Origin of the sequence: Caulobacter sp. DWR2-3-1b2, assembly GCF_049896345.1 — a bacterium.
Lineage (GTDB): Bacteria > Pseudomonadota > Alphaproteobacteria > Caulobacterales > Caulobacteraceae > Caulobacter.
The window spans coordinates 1-20,131 of the sequence record NZ_JAFCUC010000008.1; the positions used below are offsets into that span (position 1 = coordinate 1).

Consider the following 20,131-nt stretch of genomic DNA (forward strand, 5'->3'; position numbering starts at 1 on the left):
TCGTCTCACCCGCTTCACGACGCCGGGCAAGCTCACACCGCTCCTCGAGCGTGAGGTGATCATAGGCTTGTCCCATCGCAACACCTCGGTCAGAGAGTGTTGCACTTCGTTTGTGAACTGAGGGGACCCAAGCTGAGCTTGGCGCAAAACCGCCTACTTCGCCGCGTTGCTGGTCGCCAGCAGGGTGTTCACCTTGGTGAAGGTGGTCTTGATGGTGCCCGACAGGGCGCCAAGGATGCCGATCAGGGCGACGGCGATCAGGGCGACGATCATGCCGTATTCGATGGCCGTGGCGCCGCGCTCGTCGCGCCAGAAACGGCTTAGAGCAGATCGCGCAGCCAGGCGATCAGCGGCAGGTCGGCCGGCGGCATCCGATAGTCCGCGAGCCTGTCGGGCTTCACCCATTTCAGCGCCTCATGCTCCTGGGCGGTGACAAGTCCGTCCCAGCGCCGCAGCAGGTAGAGTGGCATGAGGAGGTGAAAGGACTCGTAATCGTGGGAGGCGAAAACGAACGGCGCCAGACAGGCCTGGGCCACCTGGATTCCCAGTTCCTCGTCGAGTTCGCGGATCAGGCATTGCTCGGGCGTCTCGCCCGGCTCGACCTTGCCGCCCGGAAACTCCCAAAGCCCGGCCAGCGCCTTGCCCTGCGGCCGCTGGCAGATCAGCACCCGCCCATCGACGTCGATCAGGGCGGCGGCGGCGACGAGAACGATGGGCTTGGGGGAGGACTGGATCATGACGCCTTAGTCGAACGGGTCACGCCGCTTGGCAACTGTCATCGACGCGGCCGCGTTGGTTGTCCCAGAACGAGGAGAACCCCATGAGCGTCGACGATCGCCTGGTGAAGAGCGCCGCCCTGATCGGCACGAAGGTCAATGACGTCGGAGGCCACAAGATTGGTGTGATCCGCGAGATCTATATCGACCGCGACGCCGGCATCGGCCGCTATGTGGCGATCGAGCCTTCGGGCCTGTTCGCGGCCGGCGGCAAGTATCATCCCCTGCCCTGGCGCCTGCTCACCTATGACGAAAAGGCCGAAGCCTATGTCCTCGACATCGCCAAGGACCGCTTCAAGGAAGCCCCGGCCTATGACCGCGACCAGTTGAACAGCGCCACCTATGGCTGGGCGGCGCAGGTGGAGCGGTACTTCGAGGTCTGACGCCGTCCGTCCTTCGAGGCCCGCTGCGCGGGCGCCTCAGGATGAGGGAAGTTGTTGCTGAATTGCTCATCCTAAGGTGCGAGGCGCAGCCAAGCCTCGAAGGACGCACTGCGCCAAATCGCGCACACCCTTGCCCGCCCTTGACTTCGCACCTGCAATAAACGATCTAGGGCGTGCGCCGTCTGGCGCTATCGGTGCTCCAGCCGCGTGAGGGACCTTTCTGGTCCGCCCTGTCGAGCACCCTGAACGCTTCCATCAGACCGCCCGTGTCACGCGGGGCGCTCCCCACCGACCCGCCGCCAGGCGAGCCGTGCGAGGATCGCATGCGCCGTCTCTGTGGCTGCACGAAAGCATCCAACCTTGACGCAATTCACCGATCTCGGCCTTGCCAAGCCCCTCCTGAAGGCGCTGACCGAGAAGGGCTACACCCAGCCCACCCCCATTCAGGAACAGGCCATCCCGCTGGTCCTGAGCGGCCGCGACCTGCTGGGCATCGCCCAGACCGGCACCGGCAAGACCGCCGCCTTCGCCCTGCCGATCCTGCACCGACTGGCCGAGGACCGTAAGCCGGCCCCGCGCCGTGGCTTTCGCTGCCTGGTCCTCTCCCCGACCCGCGAACTGGCGACCCAGATCGCCGAGAGCTTCCGCGACTACGGCAAGCACATGGGCCTGACCGTCGCCACCATCTTTGGCGGCGTGAAGTACGGCCCGCAGATGAAGGCCCTGGCGGCCGGCGTCGACGTGGTCGTGGCCACTCCGGGCCGCCTGATGGACCACCTGGGCGAAAAGTCCGCCCACCTGAATGGCGTCGAGATCTTCGTGCTCGACGAAGCTGACCAGATGCTGGACCTGGGCTTCGTGGTGCCGATCCGCAAGATCGCCAGCCAACTGCCCAAGGAACGCCAGAACCTGTTCTTCTCGGCCACCATGCCCAACGAAATCGGCAAGCTGGCCGGCGAGTTGTTGAAGAACCCGGCCCAGGTCGCGATCACTCCGTCGGCCACCACGGTCGAGCGCATCAACCAGTCGCTGATCTACATCGAGGCCCAGCGCAAGCGCCCCCTGCTGGCCGAGCTGCTGGCCGACAAGGCCGTTGAGCGGGCCATCGTCTTTACCCGCACCAAGCGCGGCGCCGACCGCGTGGCCAAGTACCTGGTCGCCAGCGGCATCGAAGCCGCGGCCATCCACGGCGACAAGACCCAGGGCCAGCGCGAACGGGCTCTCGCCTCGTTCAAGGCCGGCCACGTCAAGGCGATGATCGCCACCGACATCGCCGCCCGCGGCATTGACGTCAACGACGTCAGCCACGTCTTCAACTACGAACTGCCCAATGTGCCGGAATCCTATGTCCACCGCATCGGCCGGACCGCCCGCAAGGGCAAGGAAGGCATCGCCATCAGCTTCTGCGCCGATGACGAACGCAACCTGCTGAAGGACATCCAGAAGGCCACCCGCCAGGTGATCCCGACCTTCGACCGTCGCAACGACAAGAATCTGGCGGCCGCCGCGGCCGTGGCCGACAAGCTGGCGCCGCCGGAAAAGTACGTCGATCCACGCCGCGCCGACCCGCGCAACAACGTGCCGTCGGAACTGCGAAAGCAACGTAACCGTGGCGGTCGTCCCGGTGGCGCTGGCGCCAATGCCGGCGGCCAGGGCAAGCCCGGCGGCCAGAATCGTGGCCGCAATGGCGGTCAGGCTCAGGGCGCGCCCGCTGCGGCCAAGCCGGCCGGTGACTTCCGCGGCCCCAAGCGGGCCAACGGCGCCGCTGACCAACGCTGGAATCCGATCGACTAAGCGTCAGCTCCAGACGGCGCCTAGATGAAACGCCGGCCGTTTCCGTCCCAAGGGATGGAAACGGCCGGCGTTTCTTTGGGTAAGAATCCCAGTGGCTTCCCGCGACGCTTGAAACCCCGCCTTTGATGAGGTCTGTTCTTTGACCGTTGAAGACACGGTCGGGAAGGAACACGGGCATGGCGGACACCCGTGACCAGGGCGGAGCGATCGCCGCGCGGCGGCTCGGCGGTATGGACGCACGGATTGAGGCTGTCGACTGGGCGGCCACGCCGCTTGGTCCGCGCGGCGGCTGGTCGCCCAGCCTGACCTTCGCTGTCGCCTTGGTCGTGGCCAGCAAGTTCCCCACCGCCCTGCGCTGGGGCCGGGACCTGGTGCTGATCTATAACGACGCCTATGCCCCAATGCTTGGCGAGCGTCACCCAAAGACGCTGGGCAAGACCTTCGCCCAGGCCCCGCCGACCTCGGCGGCCGACGCCGAGGCCCCCGAGCGGGCGATGCTGGACGGGGTGAGCGGCGGCGACCTCATTGAGGACCTGCTGCTGCCGACCGTCCATGCCGACGGAACGGTCACCCAAGGCTATTTCACCATACGTCTCACGCCCCTGCCCGACCCGGAAGCGGCCAGCGGCGTGGGCGGCGTCCTGATCGCCCTGTCGGAGACCACCCGGCGAGTACAGGCCGAGCAGGCCCTTCGCGCCAGCGAGGAGCGCTATCAACTGGCGCTCGATGCGGCCAGCGGCGTGGGCACCTGGGACTGGGATATCGTCGCCGACCGGGTCTATGCCAACGCCCGCTACGCGGCCTTTCACGGCGTGTCGCCCGAACGCGCCGCCGAAGGCGCGCCGCTGTCGGAGTTTTCGCAGGCCCTGCATCCCGACGATTTCGAGCGGCTGCTGAAGTCGGGGCGCACCCATGTGAGCACCACCGCCGACTTCCTGGAGGAGTACCGGCTGCGCCATGCCGACGGTTCGATCCGCTGGGTCCAGACCCGGGGCCGAGTCGAGCGCGACACGAAGGGCTGGGCGGTGCGCCATCGCGGGGTGATGGTCGATATCACCGAGCGCAAGCGGATCGAGGCGGCCCTGGAGGCCACCGAAGCCGACCTGCGGATCGCCGTCGAGGCCGCCGGCCTTGGCCGCTGGGATCATAATCCCGCGACCGGAGCGCGCTATTGGGACCCCAGATGTCGCGAGATTTTCGGCCTGACCGAGGACGAGAAAGCGACCACGGAGACCGTGGCCCGGCTGGTCCATCCCGACGATTATCCAAGGCTTCGAGACGGGATTCAAATCGCAATCGACCCGGCCGGTCGCGCCAGCGACCACGTCTTCAACCAGGAATACCGGATTTTCCGCGGCACGGACGGCGCCCTTCGCTGGATCGAGGCCTTTGGCCGCGCCTTTTTCCGCGACGGCCAGTGCGTGCGCTTCGTCGGCGTCGCCTCCGACGTGACCGAGCGCAAGAAGGCCGAGCTGCACCTGCGGCTGCTGGTCAACGAGCTGAACCATCGGGTGAAGAATTCGCTGGCCACGATCCAGGCCATCGCCGGCCAGACCTTCCACGCCGCCCGCTCGCTACCCCAGGCCCAGGAGGCCTTCTCGGCCCGGATCGTCGCCCTGGCCGAGGCCCATGATCTGCTGACCCGTGAAAATTGGGAGGGCGCGGAATTGTCGGACCTGTTGACCGGGCTGCAGGCCCTGCACGGGGCGCCGGGCCGCTTTGCGTTCACCGGACCACCGGTCCGGCTGTCGCCGCGCATGGCGCTGTCGCTGTCGATGGCCTTGCACGAGCTGGCCACCAACGCCGTCAAGTATGGGGCGCTTTCGACCGTGGCCGGCCATGTGCGGATCGCCTGGTCGGTGACGTCAAAGCCCGAGGCGGCGTCCGGCGTAGCGCGGCTGGTGCTGACCTGGACCGAATCGGGCGGCCCGCCCGTTTCGTCGCCCACCCGCAGAGGTTTTGGGTCCCGGTTGATCGAACGCGGCCTGGCGGCGGAACTGTCGGGCGAGGCCCATATCGACTTCCAACCCGGCGGCGTCGTCTGCCGGATCGAGGCGGGGCTCGAGGGTTAGGCGGGCGAGCTTGGGGCGCTGGCTTGAGGTTGAATCTTAGCCTTTCTGATCCTCTCATCCCGGCGAGGGGCGTTTAGAGGCGATGTCGCGACGTGAACCCCTGAGGGCGCCCTGGCGGTCGGGGTGGAAGGTCGAAACGCCGCGCGCACGGCCTTCGCGGTCATCACGCCCAAGGCCAGCAACGCCACCGGAACCACGGCCAACAGCCAGGCCAGCACCACGAGCGCCAGTTGCAACACGCTGATCACCACGACCAGGGCCTTTGACTCCCGGCGGTCGTTCCGATGAAGGGCAAGCTGTGCTGCGGTCATGGCGCGGTGAACCCAAACCCCTCGATAACCCCGACCCGACACCGACCCTAGCCGGCGCGGAATGTCGTGCAATCGGGTAAAACCCTAATTGGAGCTTTACCTTAATCGCAAGGCCTTGGCGATCTGGGCGTCGCTGCGGCGCAGGCTCAGCAGCACCAGGCCGGCCAAGGCCAAGGGGATCAGGCCCCAGACCGCGAAGCCCGCCACGGCGACGCCGGTGGCGCCGGCCAACAGGGCCGAGACCAGCATCTCGGCCAGGGTCGCCACCCACGACGCCCCGCCCCGACGCTTGAACTCCGAGCGTTTGCCCGGTCGTTGGCGCCAGACATTGATCAGGCCGCTGCTCCAGGCCGCCAAGGCCGCGCCCAGGGTGGTCCAGATGGCGGCGAGCGGCGCGAACCAGGCCAGCACGGCGATCGGCAGGGCCAGAAGCAGCGCCACCGGGAGCCAGGCCGCCGCCAGTTTGGCGCGGCGCAAGGTGGCGATCCTGGCCGGCGAGACCGACAGCAGGTCCGGCGCCTCCTCGGCCGACACGGTGATCCAGGCCAGGCTGCCCGCGACCTGACCGGCCAGGAAGACCACCACCCCCGCCCCGCCGGCCAGGGCCGCGCCCGTCCCGTGCGAGGCGTTGCGGCTGAGCACCAGGGCGGTGGGGATCAGATAGAGCACCCGCAGCAGCACCTGCGACAGCAGGGCCGCGTCGCGTCCGATCAGCAGCAGCTCCTTGCGCAGGGTGGCCAGAAAAACCCCGCCGGAGAAGGCCCGGGCGCGACCCTTGCCAACCTTGGCGGGGGCGCTTGTCGTCGCGCCCTGGGCGGCGGCGGCGGCGTCCGAGAAGCGGCGTCCCAGGGCCCGGGCGGACAGGATGAACAGCGCCGCAGCGCCGCCCAGCATGACCAGCAGCGGCAGGGGCTGGCCCAACATGGCCCGCAGCGGCAGGTCGGCGAAGGGCGGCGGATTGAGCCGGCCTTCCTGGCTGCGTTGCATGATGTCGGCATAGACACTGCTGCTGGCCTGCTGCCCCAGGATGGATCGCGCCTGGCTGACCAGGAAGAAGCCCGCGCCGACCAGGGCCGCCATCACCTGAGCCACGGTGCGGGTGCGGCGCGGGCCGATCAGGGCGAACAGCGCCATGGCCAGCACCAGCCCGGCCGCCGTCGCCGCCAGGGCCAGGGCCGCCAGCACGCCGAACAGGCCGATCCAGCCGGGATGTCCATACAGCACGGTCGGCAGCAGCAGGGGCGTGGCGACCATCAGGAAGATCGTCGCCACCCCCGTCGCCACGCCTAGCGCCCGCACCAGCAGCACCTTGGCCGGCCCGATCGGCGAGGAGAACAGCAGGTCCAGATCACCCCGGTCGTACAGCGCCTCGCTCGACGCGCTGAGGGTCTGGGACAGCATCAGGGTGAAGATCACCGCGCTGGCCAGGGCGGCGATGCTGACCGACAGCGGGTTGATCGGGATGTCGTGGCCGTGCAGCCCCAGGGCGATGAGCACGCCGCCGGCGATCATCATGGCGCCGACGATCGTCAGGCCGATCAGGCCCCGCGCGCCCTTGCCGGCCCGCCCGCCCCGGAAACTTCGCCAGTAGAGACGCATCTCGTGGGCCAGCAGCCAGAGGATCGAACCCGGCGCCGCCAGGTTCACGCCACGGCCTCGCCAGATACGGGGGCGGGGGTCGCTGTAAGCTGCAGGAACACGTCCTCCAGGGTGGAGCCGTCCTTGCCGCCGCCCGCCCCCATCCCGCCGACCTGGGCGCGCAGGGCGTCCAGCGTGCCCTCGGCCAGCAGACGGCCGCCGGCGATGATGCCGATGCGGTCGGCCATGCGCTCGGCGACCTCGAGAATGTGGGTGGTGAGGATCACCGTGCCGCCGGCGTCGACGCGCTCCTGCAGCATGTCCTTGACCAGGCGGGCGGCGGCGGCGTCGAGGCCGGTCAGGGGCTCGTCGAGGATCAGCAGTTTGGGATCATGGATCAGGGCGCCGGCCAGGGCCACCTTCTGCTTCATGCCGCGCGAAAAGCCCTCGCAGCGCCGCCGCGCCTCGGACTCCAGGCCCAGCTTGGAGAGCAGCGCCTCGGCCCGAGCCTTGGCGGCCTTGGGTTCGACGTTCCACAGGCCGGCCACGAACTCCAGATATTCCAGCGGCGTCAGCTTGTCATAGATCATCGCCTCGTCGGGCGCCCAGGCGGTGATCGCCTTGGCGCCAGCCGGGTCGGCCTTGGCGTCGACGCCGAAGATGCTGATCTCGCCCTTGTCGGGCTTGGTCAGGCCCGCGACCATCCGCAGGGTGGTGGTCTTGCCCGCGCCGTTTGGCCCCAGCAGGGCGTAGAGCTCGCCGGCGTGGACCGTCAGGTCCAGGTCCATCACCGCCGGCTTGGCGAAGGTCTTGTCCAGGCCGCGGACGATCAAGGCTTCGGTCACGGACGGGTCCTTTGGGACGGTGGAGCTGGGGCATGTGAACGTGTTTGGGCCCCCTGTTCAGGGTCCTACCCCATGGGGTAGGACTTCATGCGGGTTGCCGCTGAAGGTGTGAAAAAGGGTCGCGGAGCGGCGGACATCGTCCGGCAATTGTGTGTTCAACACCGTTTCGACGAAGCCGATCGCTCCGCGCCATTGTTTTCCGCTCGCGTCCGGTAGGCGGTCCTTTGAAGGCCTAGCCGGAAGCCGGTTCGCCCAGCCTGCCCTGTTTAACCGCTAAGGCGCGGCCAATCCAGCCGGAGAACTCCTGACCGTCACGCGCTCTCGCTCAAGGTGGCCAGCAACGTGTCCAACTGCTCGAACTGCTCGGGCATCCCGTCTGCCATCCCGACGAAGGCCTCGTCGAGCGCTTCCTTCGACGGATAGAGCTCGTGCAGGACCAACAGCGTCTGGCCCTCCCTTTCCTCGAAGGTCACCGTGGTGACGGCGGCGTCCTGGCTTTCGTCATTGGTCCAGACCAAGCGCGAGGGCGGCGTCACCTCAAGGTATTTGCCGAAGAACGCGAAGGACGATGCGGCGTCCTGGCCAAACTCGAGACGGTACTGACCCCCGACGCGGACATCCATTTCGCAGGACAGCAGAGGCGCGCCCGACGATTTGGGAGCCCACCACAGCTTCATCAACTCGGGCTCTGTCCACGCCTCGTACACGATGCGCGCCGGACCGTTGAATATACGCGTGACAACGAGCTCGCGCTCGGACTTCCGTTCGATCGTCGTGCGGTTACTCATCGCGTTTCTCCCTGACTTTCAAATCCTCGACAACCCTGTCCAACGTGTCGAAGCGTGAGGCCCAGACTTGACGGTAGCTTTCGATCCATGCCGCCTCAGCCTCGAGCCCGCGTAGGCCGAGCTTGCAGGTCCGCACGCGTCCGACCTTCTCCGTCGTGACGAACCCCGCATGCTCCAGGACGCCGACATGCTTCCTCATGCCCGTGAGGGTCATGTGGAACCTGTCGGCGAGCTCCGTGATCGAGGCGTCCGAACGGCCGAGCTGCTCGAGAACGCCACGTCGGGTGATGTCCGAGAGGGCGGCGAACGAGGCGTCGAGGCGAGATGTTGAATAGTGAACCATATGGTTCAGCGTATAGCGCTCGGATTTTTGGCATGCAAGGGGCGGTCGAACGCGCCGGAGTTATCAGCCCTCGCGCCCGCTGGGACCGCGCAAGGCTCGGCCGGGAAGGGGGCGCCGCGACGAGGACCCTACCCCCGTCTCGTCCCACCCCATCGCGCCACCTTCTCCAGTAACTCTCCCACCGCGATCGGCTTGCCGACATGGTCGTCCATGCCGGCGGCGCGGTAAGTCTCGATCTGCCCCGCCAGGACATTGGCGCTCAGCGCGATGATCGGCACACGGGCGGCGGAGCCCTGTAGGGCGCGGATGGCGCGGGTGGCGCTGACGCCGTCCTGGATCGGCATCTGCACGTCCATCAGCACGAGGTCGTAGCCGCCGCGCGCCGCCGCCGCGACCACCTCGACGCCATTGGTCGCCAGATCGACCTGATGGCCCACCGAACACAGGATCGCGCTGACCAATTCTCGATTGGCCTCATTGTCGTCGGCCAGCAGCACCCGCGCCCCAGCGGTCGGGACGGTGGCTGGCGAGATCGGCGCGGTTTCCGGTGCCGATGCCACGGGCAGCGGCAGGACGCACCAGAACCGCGAACCCGCTCCGAGGTCGCTCTTGACCCCGACCTCGCCGCCCATGGCCTCGGCCAGCCGTTTGGTGATCGACAGGCCGAGCCCCGTACCGCCGAACCGCCGGGTGACCGAGGCGTCGGCCTGGATGAAGCGATCGAACACGTGATCGATCATGTCGGGCGCCAGGCCGATGCCGGTGTCCGTGACCGAGAACTCGATCCGGGCCGCGCCATCCGCGTCTGGCCCGAGGCGGCGCGCCGACAGGGTTACGCCGCCGTCCCTCGTGAACTTGACAGCATTGCCCAGCAGGTTGAGCAGAATCTGGCGCAAGCGCTCGGGATCACCGACCACGAAGGCCGCCACGTCGGCGTCAATCCGCTTGGTCAGGCTCAGGCTCTTGGCCGAGGCCTGGGCCTCGATGATCCCCAGCGCCTGGTCCAGCAGCGGTTCCAAGGCGAACGGGCGCGAATCCAGCTCGACGCCGCCGGCCTCCAGCTTCGATAGGTCCAGCACGTCGTTCAGCGTCGACATCAACGCCTGGCCGGCGGCGTCGATGCGGTCGAGATGGCGGGTCTGGCCGGCGTCCAGCGGCGTGGCGCGCAGCAGGCCCGCGAAGCCGATGACGCTGGTCAGGGGCGTGCGCAACTCGTGACTCATATTGGCCAGGAATTCCTCCTGGGCGTGGGCGGCGGCCTCGGCGCGGCTTCGGGCCTGCGCCAGTTCGCGTGCGGTTTCGACCTGGTCGCTCGTGTCGATCTGGTTGACCAGCACCCCGACCGCGCCGGTCACCGGATCGACGGCGCGGCGCGCGGTCAGCCCGTGCCACTGCTCGCCGGCCGAGGTCACGACGCGACAGGCCGGCACGGTGATTTCACCGGCCAAGGCCTCGCCCCAGATGCGCTCGGCCTCGGCAGGATCGGCGAAGGCCTGGTGGAAGACTTTTTGATCAGGAAAGCAGGCCATGCGGCTGGGATTGGCGAACAGGCGCCGGCCCTTGCCGTCGAAGAGCCCGACCAGCACCGGCGTGTGTCGCAGCGCCTCGGCAGCGCGCTGCTCGTCGGGGCTGATCGCCAGCGAGGTCGCCTCGAACAGCATCGCCTCGCTGCCGTCGGCCAGGGTGATGGCCGAGATCGTGGCCGAGACCGAGGTCGGAACGCCCAGGGGATAGAAGGTCCAGTGCTCGGTGACCGCCTCGCCCCGGGCGATCTTCTGGTGGATGGTCTCCATCCGTGTGCGCACCGCCGGCGACTGGTCGGAAAAGTCACGCGCCAGCAGGGCGTCGAGGTCGACCGCCCCCCACAGGGTCACGGCGGCAGGGTTGGCGTAGACCTTGCGCTTGCGCAAGTCGTCGAACACCCAGACCGGCCGGCGCAGGCGCTCGAAGCTCGCTGTGTCGAACGGCAGGCAGGCGGGCGCGGACGGTCGGGGCGACGGCGACATCGAGGGGCTTCCAAACAGAGCACTCCATTAACGCATCAATTGCGGCATTCGGCGTGCATTCACACGGACCTAATGTCGCACGCGCGAAACGATGGAGGGAGACAGGGTGGCGCCGACGCCTTGCTTGCGCCACGGGCTGCGGCCAAGGTGCCGCTATGTCATCGCTCTACTTCCAAGGTCGCTCATGATCCGCGTTCCGCGCCTGGCGCTTGTTGTCTCCGCCGGGCTCAGCCTCGCCGCCTGCGCGACCCTTTCCCCTTCGAAGCCCCTCGGCGACCGCCCCGCCGATAGGGCGACGCCCGCCAAGTCATCCAAAACGCCGGTCGCGGCGCTAGGCGCCTCGACCGCTCCCACCCTGGCTTCGGTCAAGCCGGGCCAGTGGCCGCAGGCGGTGTCCGACGTCGCGCCCGACCCGCGCATCCGCTTTGGCGTGCTGAGCAACGGCATGCGCTACGCGATCCAGAAGAACGCCACCCCGCCCGGTCAGGCCGCCCTGCGCCTGTGGTTCGACGCCGGCTCGATCGACGAGACCGACGAGCAGCAGGGCCTGGCCCACTTCCTCGAACACATGGCGTTCAATGGCAGCAAGAACGTGCCGGAAGGCGACATGGTCAAGATCCTCGAGCGCCACGGCCTGTCGTTCGGCGCCGACACCAACGCCCAGACCGGCATCGGCGAGACCAGCTATCAGCTCGACCTGCCCAAAACCGACGACGATACGGTCGATAGCGCCATGATGCTGCTGCGCGAGGCGGCCGGCGCCCTGACTATCGCCCCCGACGCCGTCGATCGCGAGCGTGGCGTGGTGCTGTCGGAGGAACGCACCCGCGACAGCCCGTCCTATCGCGTCTTCACCAACGGCTTCTCGTTCCAGATGGAGGGCCAGCGGCCGCCGCTGCGTCTGCCGATCGGCAAGACCGAGATCCTGCGCGCCGCCCCTGCCCAGCGCATCCGCGACTTCTACGAGGCCTGGTACCGGCCCGAGAACGCGGTGGTCGTGGCGGTGGGCGACTTCGACGTCGACGCCATGGAGGCCAAGATCAAGGCCCGGTTCGGCGATTGGACGCCGCAAGGTCCGGCGGGCGTCCGGCCTGACGTCGGCCCCGTGGCAAAACGCGGCCTGACCGCCAAGGTGCTGGTCGAGCCCGGCGCGGCGCTGTCGGTGCAGTTGGCCTGGATCAATCCGCCCGACTTGGAGCTGGAAACCAAGGCCAAGGACGCCGATGAGTTGGTCAAGGCCCTGGGCTTCGCGGTGCTGAACCGGCGCCTGCAGGACCTCAGCCGCAATGACGCCCCGCCGTTCATTGTCGGGGTAGCGATGCAGAACGACCAGTACCAAGCCGCCCAGGTCACCAGCCTGGCCGCCACCGCCCAGCCGGGCCGCTGGAAGGAAGCGCTGGCCGCCCTCGACCAGGAACAGCGCCGCGTCGTGAAGTACGGCGTGCGCCAGGACGAGCTGGACCGCGAGATCGCCGCCATGCGCGCCGGCTTCGTGGCCGCCGCCGCTGGCCAAGCCACCCAGCGCACCACGGCCCTGGCCGGGGCGATCGTCAACAGCCTGGGCGACAAGGAAATCCCCACCAGCCCGTCGCAGAACCTGGTGGTGTTCGAAGAGGCCACCAAGGGCCTGACCGCCGACAAGGTCTCGGCCAAGCTGAAGGCCGCCTTCACCGGCTCCGGCCCGCTGATCACCATACCAACACCGACCGCCATCGACGGCGGCGAGGGAACGGTGACCGCCGCCTATGCCGACAGCCAGACGAGCGCCGTCGCAGCGCCCCCCGCGCCCAGCAACACCGCCTGGCCCTATGCCAGCTTTGGCGCCGTGGGCAAGGTCGCCGAGCAGAAGGACGTGACCGATCTCGACACCGTCTTCGTGCGCTTCGCCAACGGCGTGCGCCTGACTGTCAAACCGACCAAGTTCCGCGACGACCAGATCCTGGTGAAGGCCCGCATCGGCCACGGCCTGCTGGACCTGCCGACCACGGTCCAGAACCCGCTATGGGCCGGCTCGGCCTATATCGAGGGCGGTCTCAAGCAGATCTCGGCCCAGGACATGGACAGGGTGTTGAACGGCAAGGTGTGGAACGCCGGCCTGGGGGTCGAGGACGACGCCTTCAGCCTGTCGGGCCGCACCCGCCCCGAGGACCTGGACACCGAGCTGCAGGTGCTGGCCGCCTACGCCATCGACGGCGGCTGGCGTCCCGAGGCCTTCACCCGGATGAAGACCTATTACGGCACCATCCACGACCAGATGGAGGGCACGGCGGGCGGCGTAATGGGCCGAGACCTGGGCGGCCTGCTGCGCGGCGGCGACCGGCGCTGGACCTTCCCCTCGCGGGCCGAGATCGCCGGCAGCGCGATCGACCAACTGAAGACCGCCATCGCGGGGCCGCTGACCACCGACGCCATCGAGGTGGTGATCGTCGGCGACATCACGGTGGACAAGGCCGTCGCTGCGGTGGCCCAGACCTTCGGCGCCCTGCCGGCCCGCACCGACACGCCAGCCGCCGCCACGGCCGACCAGTCCCCCTTCCCCGCTCCCTCGGCTACGCCGATCGTCCGCACCCACAAGGGCCGCGCCGACCAGGCCCAGCTGTTCATGGCTTGGAAGACTGACGACCTGTTCGCCAACCTGCAGCGGGCCCGCAACACCCAGCTGCTGGCCCAGGTGATGCAACTACGGCTGACCGACGAACTGCGCGAGAAGCAGGGGGCCACCTACTCGCCCTCGGCCTCGGCCACCGCCAGCGTGGTCTTCGACCACTGGGGCTATCTGGCCGTCAGCGTCGAGGTTCCGCCCGAGAAGATCGACGGCGTCATCGCCAGCATCCGCCAGATCGCCGCCGACCTGCGCGACAAGGCGGTCTCCGACGACGAGCTGGACCGGGCCAAAAAGCCGCGCATCGACCAGATCGAAAAAGCTCGCGAGACCAACGAATACTGGCTCGGCGTGCTGTCGGGCGCCCAGGCCGATCCGCGCCTGCTGGACTCGACCCGCTCGGTGATCTCCGGCCTGCAACGGGTGTCGGTGGCTGACGTGCAGAAGGCGGCCAAGGATTTCCTGGGCGACGACAAGTCGTGGACGATGGTGGTCAAGCCGGAGGGGAAGTAACTCCAAATCCGTTTTCCCGGCGAAGGCCATGACCCAGATCCCAAGGCGCGGGGCTGATTGGAGGCGCGCGGCATTCCCGGAACCCGCCTCAAAGTCATTCCATCTGGGCCCCGGCCTTCGCAGGTGAGACGGACTGTGAATTTACCGGCAGGCGATCAGGTGAACCCGATCAGCCTGTCCGCTCGCCGGCTTCCCCGCCAAAACCCCATAACCCGCCAAGCCCCAAACCGCCGCGACGGCCAGCCATTGGGCGAGGATGGCGCGGTGGGGAGCGGGCTTTGTCATGCCCGCCTTATCCGCGCGTTGCGCCGCGCCGAATAACGACTTATCAGCGGCCATCTGTGAGGTTTCGTCACATGACCGCCCGATCGCTGCCGCCGCTCAACGCCCTGCGCGCTTTCGAGGCCTTCGCGCGGTGTGGCCGCATGACCCTGGCCGCCGACGAGCTGTGCGTCACCCATGGCGCGATCAGCCGTCAGATCCGCCAGCTTGAGGACCATCTGGGCGCCGCCCTGACCGAAGGCCCGCGCACCAAGCTGGTGCTGACCTCGACCGGGGTGACGCTGGCCCAGGCCTTGACGGCGGCCTTCGACCAGATCGACGCGGCGATTCCCCGGCCGCCGCCAGCCGCCGACCGCGCCCTGGTGGTCTCCTGCCTGCCGACCTTCGCGATGAAGTGGTTGATCCCGCGCCTGCCAGGCTTCGTAGCCGCCTACCCCACATCCCGGTGCGGATCGTGGAGTCCAACGGCCCCTTCGACTTCCGCGCCGACGGCGTCGACCTGGCCATCCGCATGCGGCTGCCCGAGGCCCCGCCCTCGCCCGACGCCGACGTCACGCCGTTCCTCAAGCACTATGTCGGGCCGGTGGTTTCGCCCGCCCTGGCCGCCCAGGCGCCGGACCTGGCGTCCCTGGCCGCCCTGCCCGCCTGCACACCCGCAGCTTTTTCGAAAGCTGGTCGGAATGGGAAGCCGCGTCGGGCATGACTTTGGGGCCGGCGGCGGTGAACCGCGAATTCGACCACTATTTCTACATGCTGGAAGCCGCCGCCGCCGGCCTTGGCGTGGCGATGGGGCCTTGGGCCTTCGCCGGGAGCGATCTGGCCAGTGGGCGGCTGGTGGCGCCGATCGGGCTGATCCCCGGCCGAGCCGAGGTGTGCGCCCTCACACCCAAGGGCAAGGCCACCAAGCCCGCCCGCCGCTTCCGCGACTGGCTGTCGGCCGAGGGCGCGGCGACCCCCGCGCCGCCGGGTTCTCAACAGGCCAGGCCAGCTAAAGGCGCAAACCCCCTTACACTTTGCCCTGACGCCCTTTAGTTTCCGCCGATCCCCCGCGCCCCGGCGCCCCAACGAGACCAGGAGCCGTCATGGACGCCGCCACCATCGCCAAGCTCGAAGGCCATCTGAAGCGCACCTTCGGCAACCCCCACATCGCGCTCAAGGCTCGCCCCAAGCAGAAGGACTCCGCCGAGGTCGAAGTGGCCGGCGAATTCATTGGCGTCGTCTTCCAGGACGAGGACGAGGACGGCTCGTTCATGTTCGAGATGGCGATCCTGGCGGAAGACCTGGAAGGCTAGTATCCGTGACAGGCAGGGTCTGGTGTCGGCGGCGAAGGGCGTGAGGAGCCATCCCCTCGACCGCCCCGTCTGGTCGGCCTTCACCGGACGCCAGGCCGAGCACGCCATCGTCGATGGTCCCGCCCTGCGCGTCGACCCCGACTATGGCCTGTTCGCGGCGACGGCAGACAACAGGCCGGGCAGCCTGGCCGCCCTGCAGCGGCTGGTCCGCGCCCATGGCGAGGTCGGGCTGTTCGAACGGTTCGATCCGCCACCGGTCCCGGACACGGCGGTCATCAAACGCGCCCTGTGCTGGCAGATGACCGCTGACAGCTTGGCCGCGCCAAAGCCGGTGACCTTCGCGATCGAGCCGCTGACCGAGGCCGACGGGCCGGAGATGCTGGCCCTGGCCACCCTGACCAAGCCGGGGCCGTTCTTCCGCCGCACCCACCAGTTGGGCGATTTCGTCGGGGTCAAGATCGACGGCCGCCTGGCGGCCATGGCCGGCGAGCGAATGCGCCCCGACGGCTTCACCGAAGTCAGCGGCGTCTGCACCCATCCGGACTTTCGCGGACGCGGCTATGCGGCGCGGCTGATGCTGCAGGTGGCTGGCGCGATCCAGGCGCGCGGCGAGACGCCGTTCCTGCACAGCTACGCCGACAACGCCGGCGCGATCGCCTTGTATCAGGCGCTGGGGTTTCGGTTTCGGTGCGAGCAGATCCTGACGGTGCTGGGTCCAGTCTCAACAAAAAGGGGCCCGGAAGGCGCTCGCCCTCCGGGTCCCGGTCTTCCACTCGGCGGCCGCGATCAGACGTCGGCGATCTTGTTGGCCGATCTGCGCGCCCAGCCATACAACCCCATGACGACCACCGCGGCGGCGACCAGGGCGAGGATCATGCCCACGTGCTCGGAGGGCGCGAAGGGGACTTCCAACGGGCCGGGCTTGTTGGTGGTGACGATCAGGCCGGCCAGGGCGACGTTGAACAGGCTCTCGCCGACGATGAAGCCCGAGGCGATCAGGATGCCCAGGCGCTTGGCGGGTGCGGCCATGCGGTCCTTGCCGACGATCTTGTCGTAGATCCAGCCGGCCAAGGCCCCGACCACGACCGGCGCGGTGACGGCGCTGGGCAGGTAGATGGCCAGGCCCACGCCCAGGGGCGGCAGGCTGAGGCGCTCCTGGCTAGACTTGCGCAGGATCAGGTCGACGGCCACCAGGGCCAGGCCGATCAGCGCCCCGACGCCCAGCAGGGTCCAGTTCAGATCCCCGCCGATCACGCCCTTGGCCAGGGTCGAGATCAGGGTGGCCTGGGGGGCGTCCAGCGGCTTGGCCCCAGCCACGGTGGCCAGGTTGGCCGCGCCGGAGAAGCCGTTCGAACGGTTCAGCAGTTCCAGCACGAAGGGGATGACGATCGCGCCGGCGACGACGCCGATGATCAGGGCCACCTGCTGTTTCCACGGCGTGGCGTCGACTAGCTGTCCGGTCTTCAGGTCCTGCAGGTTGTCGTTGGCCACCACGGCCACGGCCAGCACCATGGTGGTGACATAGAGGGCGTAGGCGACCAAGGCCTTGGCGACATCGGGACCGATGACGCCTCGGCCGACCACGCCGACCATCAGCGAGGCGCCCAGCACGGTTAGGATGGCTATGCCAGAGACCGGGCTGTTGGACGAGCCGATCAGGCCGGCCATGTAGCCGCAGACGGCGGCGGCCAGCAGGCCGGCGATCAGCACATAGCCGACGCCGATGGCGACCAGCGGGGTCGCAATGCTGGTGATCGGGCCGCCGGTCAGGAAGTGGGCCAGGAACCAGCCGGCAGGAGCCAGCAGGGCCAGGGACACCACGCCGACGATGCCGATCGGGATATCCTGCTCGGTCCGCGGGATCACGCCGCCGACCTTGCGGGCCTTGTTGGCCTCGAAGGCTGACATCAGGCCCGACCAGATCGGCACGGCCAGCTTGCCCAAGGTCCAGATGGCGGCGGCGCCGATGACGCCCGCGCCCATGAACCGCACCTCGGTCTTCCAGACCGTGAGGGCGTGCTTGGCGACCGAGACGTCCGGCATCGGGTGCAGGGTGGTCATGACCGGGACCAGAACGCCCCAGGCGATAGCGAGGCCGGCGAACATCGCCACGCCGACGGTGATGCCCATCAGGTGTCCCGCGCCCATCAGGGCCAGTGAGCTGGAAGCGCCCAGGCCGGTCGCGCCGGCCCCGGCCTTGAAGTAGCCTGCGACCTCGGCGGCGAAGATCTTGGCGGCGGCCAGGGCCGCGAACAGGGCCGAGGCGATGGTGCCCAGCACCACGGCGATCAGGCCAAACACCCCCTCGGCGGCGCCTTCGCGCGAGCCGGTGCCGACCTTCAGCACCTCGGCGGCGGCGACGCCCTCGGGGTAGGGCAGGTCGGAATTGGTCACCAGAGCCCGGCGCAGGGGTATGGTGTACATCACGCCCAGGATGCCGCCGACCAGGCAGGCGCCGAAGGTGGTCAGGAATGGCACGTGGCTCCACCAGCCGATCATCAGCAGGCCCGGCAACACGAAGATCACCGACGACAGTGTTCCCGCCGCCGAAGCGATGGTCTGGACGATGTTGTTTTCCTGGATCGTCGCGGTCTTGAAGGCCCGCAGCAGCGCCATCGAGATCACGGCCGCCGGGATCGAGGTGGCGAAGGTCAGCCCGACCTTCAGTCCCAGATAGACCTGGGCGGCGGTGAAGACGAGCGTGATCAGGATGCCGAGAAGGACCCCTCGAACGGTGAACTCCGACCGGGGCGTTACGATGGTGTCGGACGACATGCAGGGTCCTGAAAAGAGTTAAGGCGACCGGACCTTGCACGTCCGACCGCCCCAAACTCAAGTCTTGTTCCGCATTTTCCCGTTTCGCCGATTGGCGTTGCCCTTGAATTCCCTTTCAAGGAACGGTTCAGAGAACGCCCAGCATCTCCGCGACCAGCGGATGGCGGACGATGTCGCGGTCGGCCAGGCGGACCACCGCGATGTTCTCCAGCGCCTCGAACTTCTCGGCCACGTCGCCCAGGCCCGAGATGCCCGGCAGCAGGTCCGACTGGTTCGGGTCGCCCGTCACCACCATGGTCGAGTTCCAGCCTAGGCGGGTCAGCAGCATCTTCAGCTGCATGTAGGTGCAGTTCTGGGCCTCGTCGATCACCACGAAGGCGTTGTTCAGGGTACGACCGCGCATGAAGCCGACTGGCGCGATCTCGATCGCCCCCTCGGCCATCAGCGACCGCATCCGCTTGACCGAAAGCCGGTCGCTCATGGCGTCGTAGAGCGGGCGCAGATAGGGTGCCAGCTTCTCTTCCATGTCGCCCGGCAAGTAGCCCAGCGACTCGCCGGCCTCAACGGCGGGGCGCGACAGCACGATGCGGCCGACCTTGCCGGCTTCCAGCGCTTCGACGGCCTTGGCGATGGCGATATAGGTCTTGCCGGTGCCGGCCGGACCGAGGGCCATGATCAAATTCTTGTCATCGATCGCCTCCATCAGGCTGGCTTGGCCCGGCGATTTGGGTTTGATCGTTTTGAGATAACTTTGGTCGCGCTCCTCCTGATCTGGGCCGCTCAAGGGCGACCAGCCGCCGCGATGCTCCACCGGCAGGCGGCGCACCTTGCCGTCATCGTAGTGGCCAGCGTCGTTAGCGCCTTCGCGCACGGTCCGCTTGAGAGCTCGCTTGGTCATGAAAGCCTCCATTCAGGCATGAAAAAAGGACGAAGCCGAATGGCGTCGTCCTTAGGGCAGATGGGGAGGAGATAGACGGAGGCGCGAGCGCGGCCGGACGGTTCGGAGCTGGGCCCCGAAGGCGGATCTGTACGCCCAAACCCCAAAACCGACACTCAAGGTCTCCGTCGTCGGGATGCCATGATCGATGATCGAACCACGACCGGTTACGAAGAAGAATGATTCCCGATGTAGGAGTGTTCCCCTTCGAATCGCACAAATACAATGGGGCTCGCATGGTTTATGAGCCGTTAAGGCCTTGCTCGCTTTTAAAACACGGGGTGTACGGATGACTGTCTATTCCTTGGGCGCCGCAGTTCCCCAGCTTCCCCCGGAAGGCGAATATTGGATCGCGCCCAATGCCGCCGTGATGGGAAACGTCATCCTGCACAGGAATTCGAGCGTCTGGTGGGGGGCAATAGTTCGCGGCGACAATGATCCGATCACGATCGGTGAGAACAGCAATGTTCAAGACGGCTCAGTACTGCATACCGACAGCGGCGCTCCGCTGACCATCGGCGCCAATGTGACCATCGGCCACATGGTGATGTTGCACGGCTGCACGATCGGCGATGGCTCGTTGATCGGCATCGGCTCGATCATCCTCAACGGCGCCAGGATCGGCAGGAACTGCCTGATCGGGGCCGGCGCCCTGATCACCGAAGGCAAGGAGATCCCGGACAACGCTGTCGTGATGGGCGCGCCCGGCAAGGTGGTGCGCGAGGTCTCCGAGCATCAGGCGATGATCCTGCAGGCCTCGGCGCTGCACTATGTGGAGAATTGGAAGCGGTATCGCGCGGGGTTGAGGGTGGTGGCCTAAATCCTCCCCCTGTG

19 protein-coding genes and 2 pseudogenes are annotated in these 20,131 nt (G+C 67.8%); 11 read left to right on the plus strand and 10 right to left on the minus strand.

All coding sequences use genetic code 11. The annotated features are described in order from the left end of the window. Positions 1-153: 153 nt before the first annotated feature. Together ACP694_RS18135 and mutT are read right to left on the minus strand one after the other, a co-directional pair. Entirely contained in the window at positions 154-405 is a 252-nt protein-coding gene (locus ACP694_RS18135) for a Flp family type IVb pilin (RefSeq protein ID WP_426014762.1), read from the minus strand. Further along, positions 321-737 carry an 8-oxo-dGTP diphosphatase MutT gene (gene mutT, locus ACP694_RS18140; RefSeq protein ID WP_426014764.1) on the minus strand — a complete coding sequence of 139 codons (417 nt, stop codon included), beginning with the start codon at positions 735-737 and terminating at the stop codon, positions 321-323. Before mutT ends, ACP694_RS18135 begins: the two co-directional genes overlap by 85 nt. 83 nt (positions 738-820) lie before the next feature. Here mutT and ACP694_RS18145 point away from each other — a divergent pair, with 83 nt between their 5' ends. From ACP694_RS18145 to ACP694_RS18160, 4 genes are all read left to right on the plus strand, one after another. Continuing rightward, complete coding sequence (locus tag ACP694_RS18145; protein WP_426014766.1) at positions 821-1,159, plus strand: PRC-barrel domain-containing protein; 339 nt, start codon at positions 821-823, stop codon at positions 1,157-1,159. Between the two features lie 360 nt (positions 1,160-1,519). Beyond that, complete coding sequence (locus ACP694_RS18150; RefSeq protein ID WP_426014768.1) at positions 1,520-2,953, plus strand: DEAD/DEAH box helicase; 1,434 nt, start codon at positions 1,520-1,522, stop codon at positions 2,951-2,953. Between the two features lie 176 nt (positions 2,954-3,129). Then, positions 3,130-5,025 (plus strand): PAS domain-containing protein, encoded by a 1,896-nt coding sequence (locus tag ACP694_RS18155; protein ID WP_426014770.1) that lies wholly within the window; start codon positions 3,130-3,132, stop codon positions 5,023-5,025. 123 nt (positions 5,026-5,148) lie between these two features. Beyond that, the gene (locus tag ACP694_RS18160) at positions 5,149-5,313 is read left to right on the plus strand and encodes a hypothetical protein (protein ID WP_426014773.1); all 165 of its coding nucleotides are present in this window, start codon (positions 5,149-5,151) and stop codon (positions 5,311-5,313) included. A 119-nt stretch (positions 5,314-5,432) separates the two neighbouring features. Here the strand turns inward: ACP694_RS18160 and ACP694_RS18165 are convergent, their stop codons facing one another. The 5 genes from ACP694_RS18165 to ACP694_RS18185 all read right to left on the minus strand — a co-directional run bounded on the left by ACP694_RS18165 (position 5,433) and on the right by ACP694_RS18185 (position 10,896). Then, entirely contained in the window at positions 5,433-6,983 is a 1,551-nt protein-coding gene (locus ACP694_RS18165; protein ID WP_426014776.1) for a hypothetical protein, read from the minus strand. Beyond that, entirely contained in the window at positions 6,980-7,702 is a 723-nt protein-coding gene (locus ACP694_RS18170) for an ABC transporter ATP-binding protein (RefSeq protein WP_426014960.1), read from the minus strand. Before ACP694_RS18170 ends, ACP694_RS18165 begins: the two co-directional genes overlap by 4 nt. 368 nt (positions 7,703-8,070) lie before the next feature. After that, entirely contained in the window at positions 8,071-8,547 is a 477-nt protein-coding gene (locus tag ACP694_RS18175) for an SRPBCC family protein (RefSeq protein ID WP_426014778.1), read from the minus strand. Next, positions 8,540-8,890 carry an ArsR/SmtB family transcription factor gene (locus tag ACP694_RS18180; protein ID WP_426014780.1) on the minus strand — a complete coding sequence of 117 codons (351 nt, stop codon included), beginning with the start codon at positions 8,888-8,890 and terminating at the stop codon, positions 8,540-8,542. Before ACP694_RS18180 ends, ACP694_RS18175 begins: the two co-directional genes overlap by 8 nt. Positions 8,891-9,018: 128 nt before the next feature. Continuing rightward, positions 9,019-10,896 carry an ATP-binding protein gene (locus ACP694_RS18185; RefSeq protein WP_426014782.1) on the minus strand — a complete coding sequence of 626 codons (1,878 nt, stop codon included), beginning with the start codon at positions 10,894-10,896 and terminating at the stop codon, positions 9,019-9,021. 184 nt (positions 10,897-11,080) lie between these two features. Between ACP694_RS18185 and ACP694_RS18190 the strand changes: the two genes are divergently transcribed. After that, positions 11,081-14,011 (plus strand): M16 family metallopeptidase, encoded by a 2,931-nt coding sequence (locus tag ACP694_RS18190; protein WP_426014784.1) that lies wholly within the window; start codon positions 11,081-11,083, stop codon positions 14,009-14,011. A gap of 141 nt (positions 14,012-14,152) precedes the next feature. Here ACP694_RS18190 and ACP694_RS18195 read toward each other — a convergent pair whose 3' ends face one another. After that, positions 14,153-14,296 (minus strand): hypothetical protein, encoded by a 144-nt coding sequence (locus tag ACP694_RS18195; protein ID WP_426014786.1) that lies wholly within the window; start codon positions 14,294-14,296, stop codon positions 14,153-14,155. Positions 14,297-14,436: 140 nt separating this feature from the next. Between ACP694_RS18195 and ACP694_RS18200 the strand changes: the two are divergent. The 5 genes and pseudogenes from ACP694_RS18200 to ACP694_RS18220 all read left to right on the plus strand — a co-directional run. After that, positions 14,437-14,508: pseudogene (locus ACP694_RS18200) on the plus strand (LysR family transcriptional regulator); the annotation flags it as partial. Between the two features lie 179 nt (positions 14,509-14,687). Continuing rightward, positions 14,688-14,996, plus strand: a complete 309-nt coding sequence (locus ACP694_RS18205; RefSeq protein WP_426014788.1) for a LysR substrate-binding domain-containing protein — start codon at positions 14,688-14,690, stop codon at positions 14,994-14,996. Beyond that, complete coding sequence (locus ACP694_RS18210) at positions 14,993-15,325, plus strand: LysR substrate-binding domain-containing protein (protein WP_426014790.1); 333 nt, start codon at positions 14,993-14,995, stop codon at positions 15,323-15,325. Before ACP694_RS18205 ends, ACP694_RS18210 begins: the two co-directional genes overlap by 4 nt. A gap of 50 nt (positions 15,326-15,375) precedes the next feature. Next, positions 15,376-15,585 carry a DUF3126 family protein gene (locus tag ACP694_RS18215; protein WP_426014792.1) on the plus strand — a complete coding sequence of 70 codons (210 nt, stop codon included), beginning with the start codon at positions 15,376-15,378 and terminating at the stop codon, positions 15,583-15,585. 376 nt (positions 15,586-15,961) lie between these two features. After that, positions 15,962-16,261 (plus strand): annotated as a pseudogene (locus ACP694_RS18220) (GNAT family N-acetyltransferase); the annotation flags it as partial. 110 nt (positions 16,262-16,371) lie between these two features. Here the strand turns inward: ACP694_RS18220 and ACP694_RS18225 are convergent. Next, on the minus strand, positions 16,372-18,360 hold the full coding sequence (locus ACP694_RS18225) for an OPT family oligopeptide transporter (RefSeq protein WP_426014794.1): 1,989 nt from the start codon (positions 18,358-18,360) through the stop codon (positions 16,372-16,374). Positions 18,361-18,487: 127 nt separating this feature from the next. Beyond that, positions 18,488-19,270, minus strand: coding sequence for a PhoH family protein (locus ACP694_RS18230; RefSeq protein WP_426014796.1), 783 nt, complete (start codon positions 19,268-19,270; stop codon positions 18,488-18,490). Between the two features lie 316 nt (positions 19,271-19,586). Here ACP694_RS18230 and ACP694_RS18235 point away from each other — a divergent pair, with 316 nt between their 5' ends. Continuing rightward, on the plus strand, positions 19,587-20,117 hold the full coding sequence (locus tag ACP694_RS18235) for a gamma carbonic anhydrase family protein (RefSeq protein ID WP_426014798.1): 531 nt from the start codon (positions 19,587-19,589) through the stop codon (positions 20,115-20,117). The last annotated feature ends 14 nt before the right edge of the window (positions 20,118-20,131 follow it).

What these genes read in the sequence shown, in the direction of transcription:
- mutT (WP_426014764.1), bottom strand. Translation starts at nt 737, where the DNA reads ATGATCCAGTCCTCCCCCAAGCCCATCGTTCTCGTCGCCGCCGCCGCC.
- ACP694_RS18135 (WP_426014762.1), bottom strand. Translation starts at nt 405, where the DNA reads ATGGGTGAAGCCCGACAGGCTCGCGGACTATCGGATGCCGCCGGCCGA.
- ACP694_RS18180 (WP_426014780.1), bottom strand. Translation starts at nt 8,890, where the DNA reads ATGGTTCACTATTCAACATCTCGCCTCGACGCCTCGTTCGCCGCCCTC.
- ACP694_RS18210 (WP_426014790.1), top strand. Translation starts at nt 14,993, where the DNA reads ATGACTTTGGGGCCGGCGGCGGTGAACCGCGAATTCGACCACTATTTC.
- ACP694_RS18145 (WP_426014766.1), top strand. Translation starts at nt 821, where the DNA reads ATGAGCGTCGACGATCGCCTGGTGAAGAGCGCCGCCCTGATCGGCACG.
- ACP694_RS18175 (WP_426014778.1), bottom strand. Translation starts at nt 8,547, where the DNA reads ATGAGTAACCGCACGACGATCGAACGGAAGTCCGAGCGCGAGCTCGTT.
- ACP694_RS18170 (WP_426014960.1), bottom strand. Translation starts at nt 7,702, where the DNA reads ATGGACCTGGACCTGACGGTCCACGCCGGCGAGCTCTACGCCCTGCTG.
- ACP694_RS18235 (WP_426014798.1), top strand. Translation starts at nt 19,587, where the DNA reads ATGACTGTCTATTCCTTGGGCGCCGCAGTTCCCCAGCTTCCCCCGGAA.
- ACP694_RS18225 (WP_426014794.1), bottom strand. Translation starts at nt 18,360, where the DNA reads ATGTCGTCCGACACCATCGTAACGCCCCGGTCGGAGTTCACCGTTCGA.
- ACP694_RS18190 (WP_426014784.1), top strand. Translation starts at nt 11,081, where the DNA reads ATGATCCGCGTTCCGCGCCTGGCGCTTGTTGTCTCCGCCGGGCTCAGC.
- ACP694_RS18185 (WP_426014782.1), bottom strand. Translation starts at nt 10,896, where the DNA reads ATGTCGCCGTCGCCCCGACCGTCCGCGCCCGCCTGCCTGCCGTTCGAC.
- ACP694_RS18215 (WP_426014792.1), top strand. Translation starts at nt 15,376, where the DNA reads ATGGACGCCGCCACCATCGCCAAGCTCGAAGGCCATCTGAAGCGCACC.
- ACP694_RS18230 (WP_426014796.1), bottom strand. Translation starts at nt 19,270, where the DNA reads ATGGAGGCTTTCATGACCAAGCGAGCTCTCAAGCGGACCGTGCGCGAA.
- ACP694_RS18155 (WP_426014770.1), top strand. Translation starts at nt 3,130, where the DNA reads ATGGCGGACACCCGTGACCAGGGCGGAGCGATCGCCGCGCGGCGGCTC.
- ACP694_RS18195 (WP_426014786.1), bottom strand. Translation starts at nt 14,296, where the DNA reads ATGACAAAGCCCGCTCCCCACCGCGCCATCCTCGCCCAATGGCTGGCC.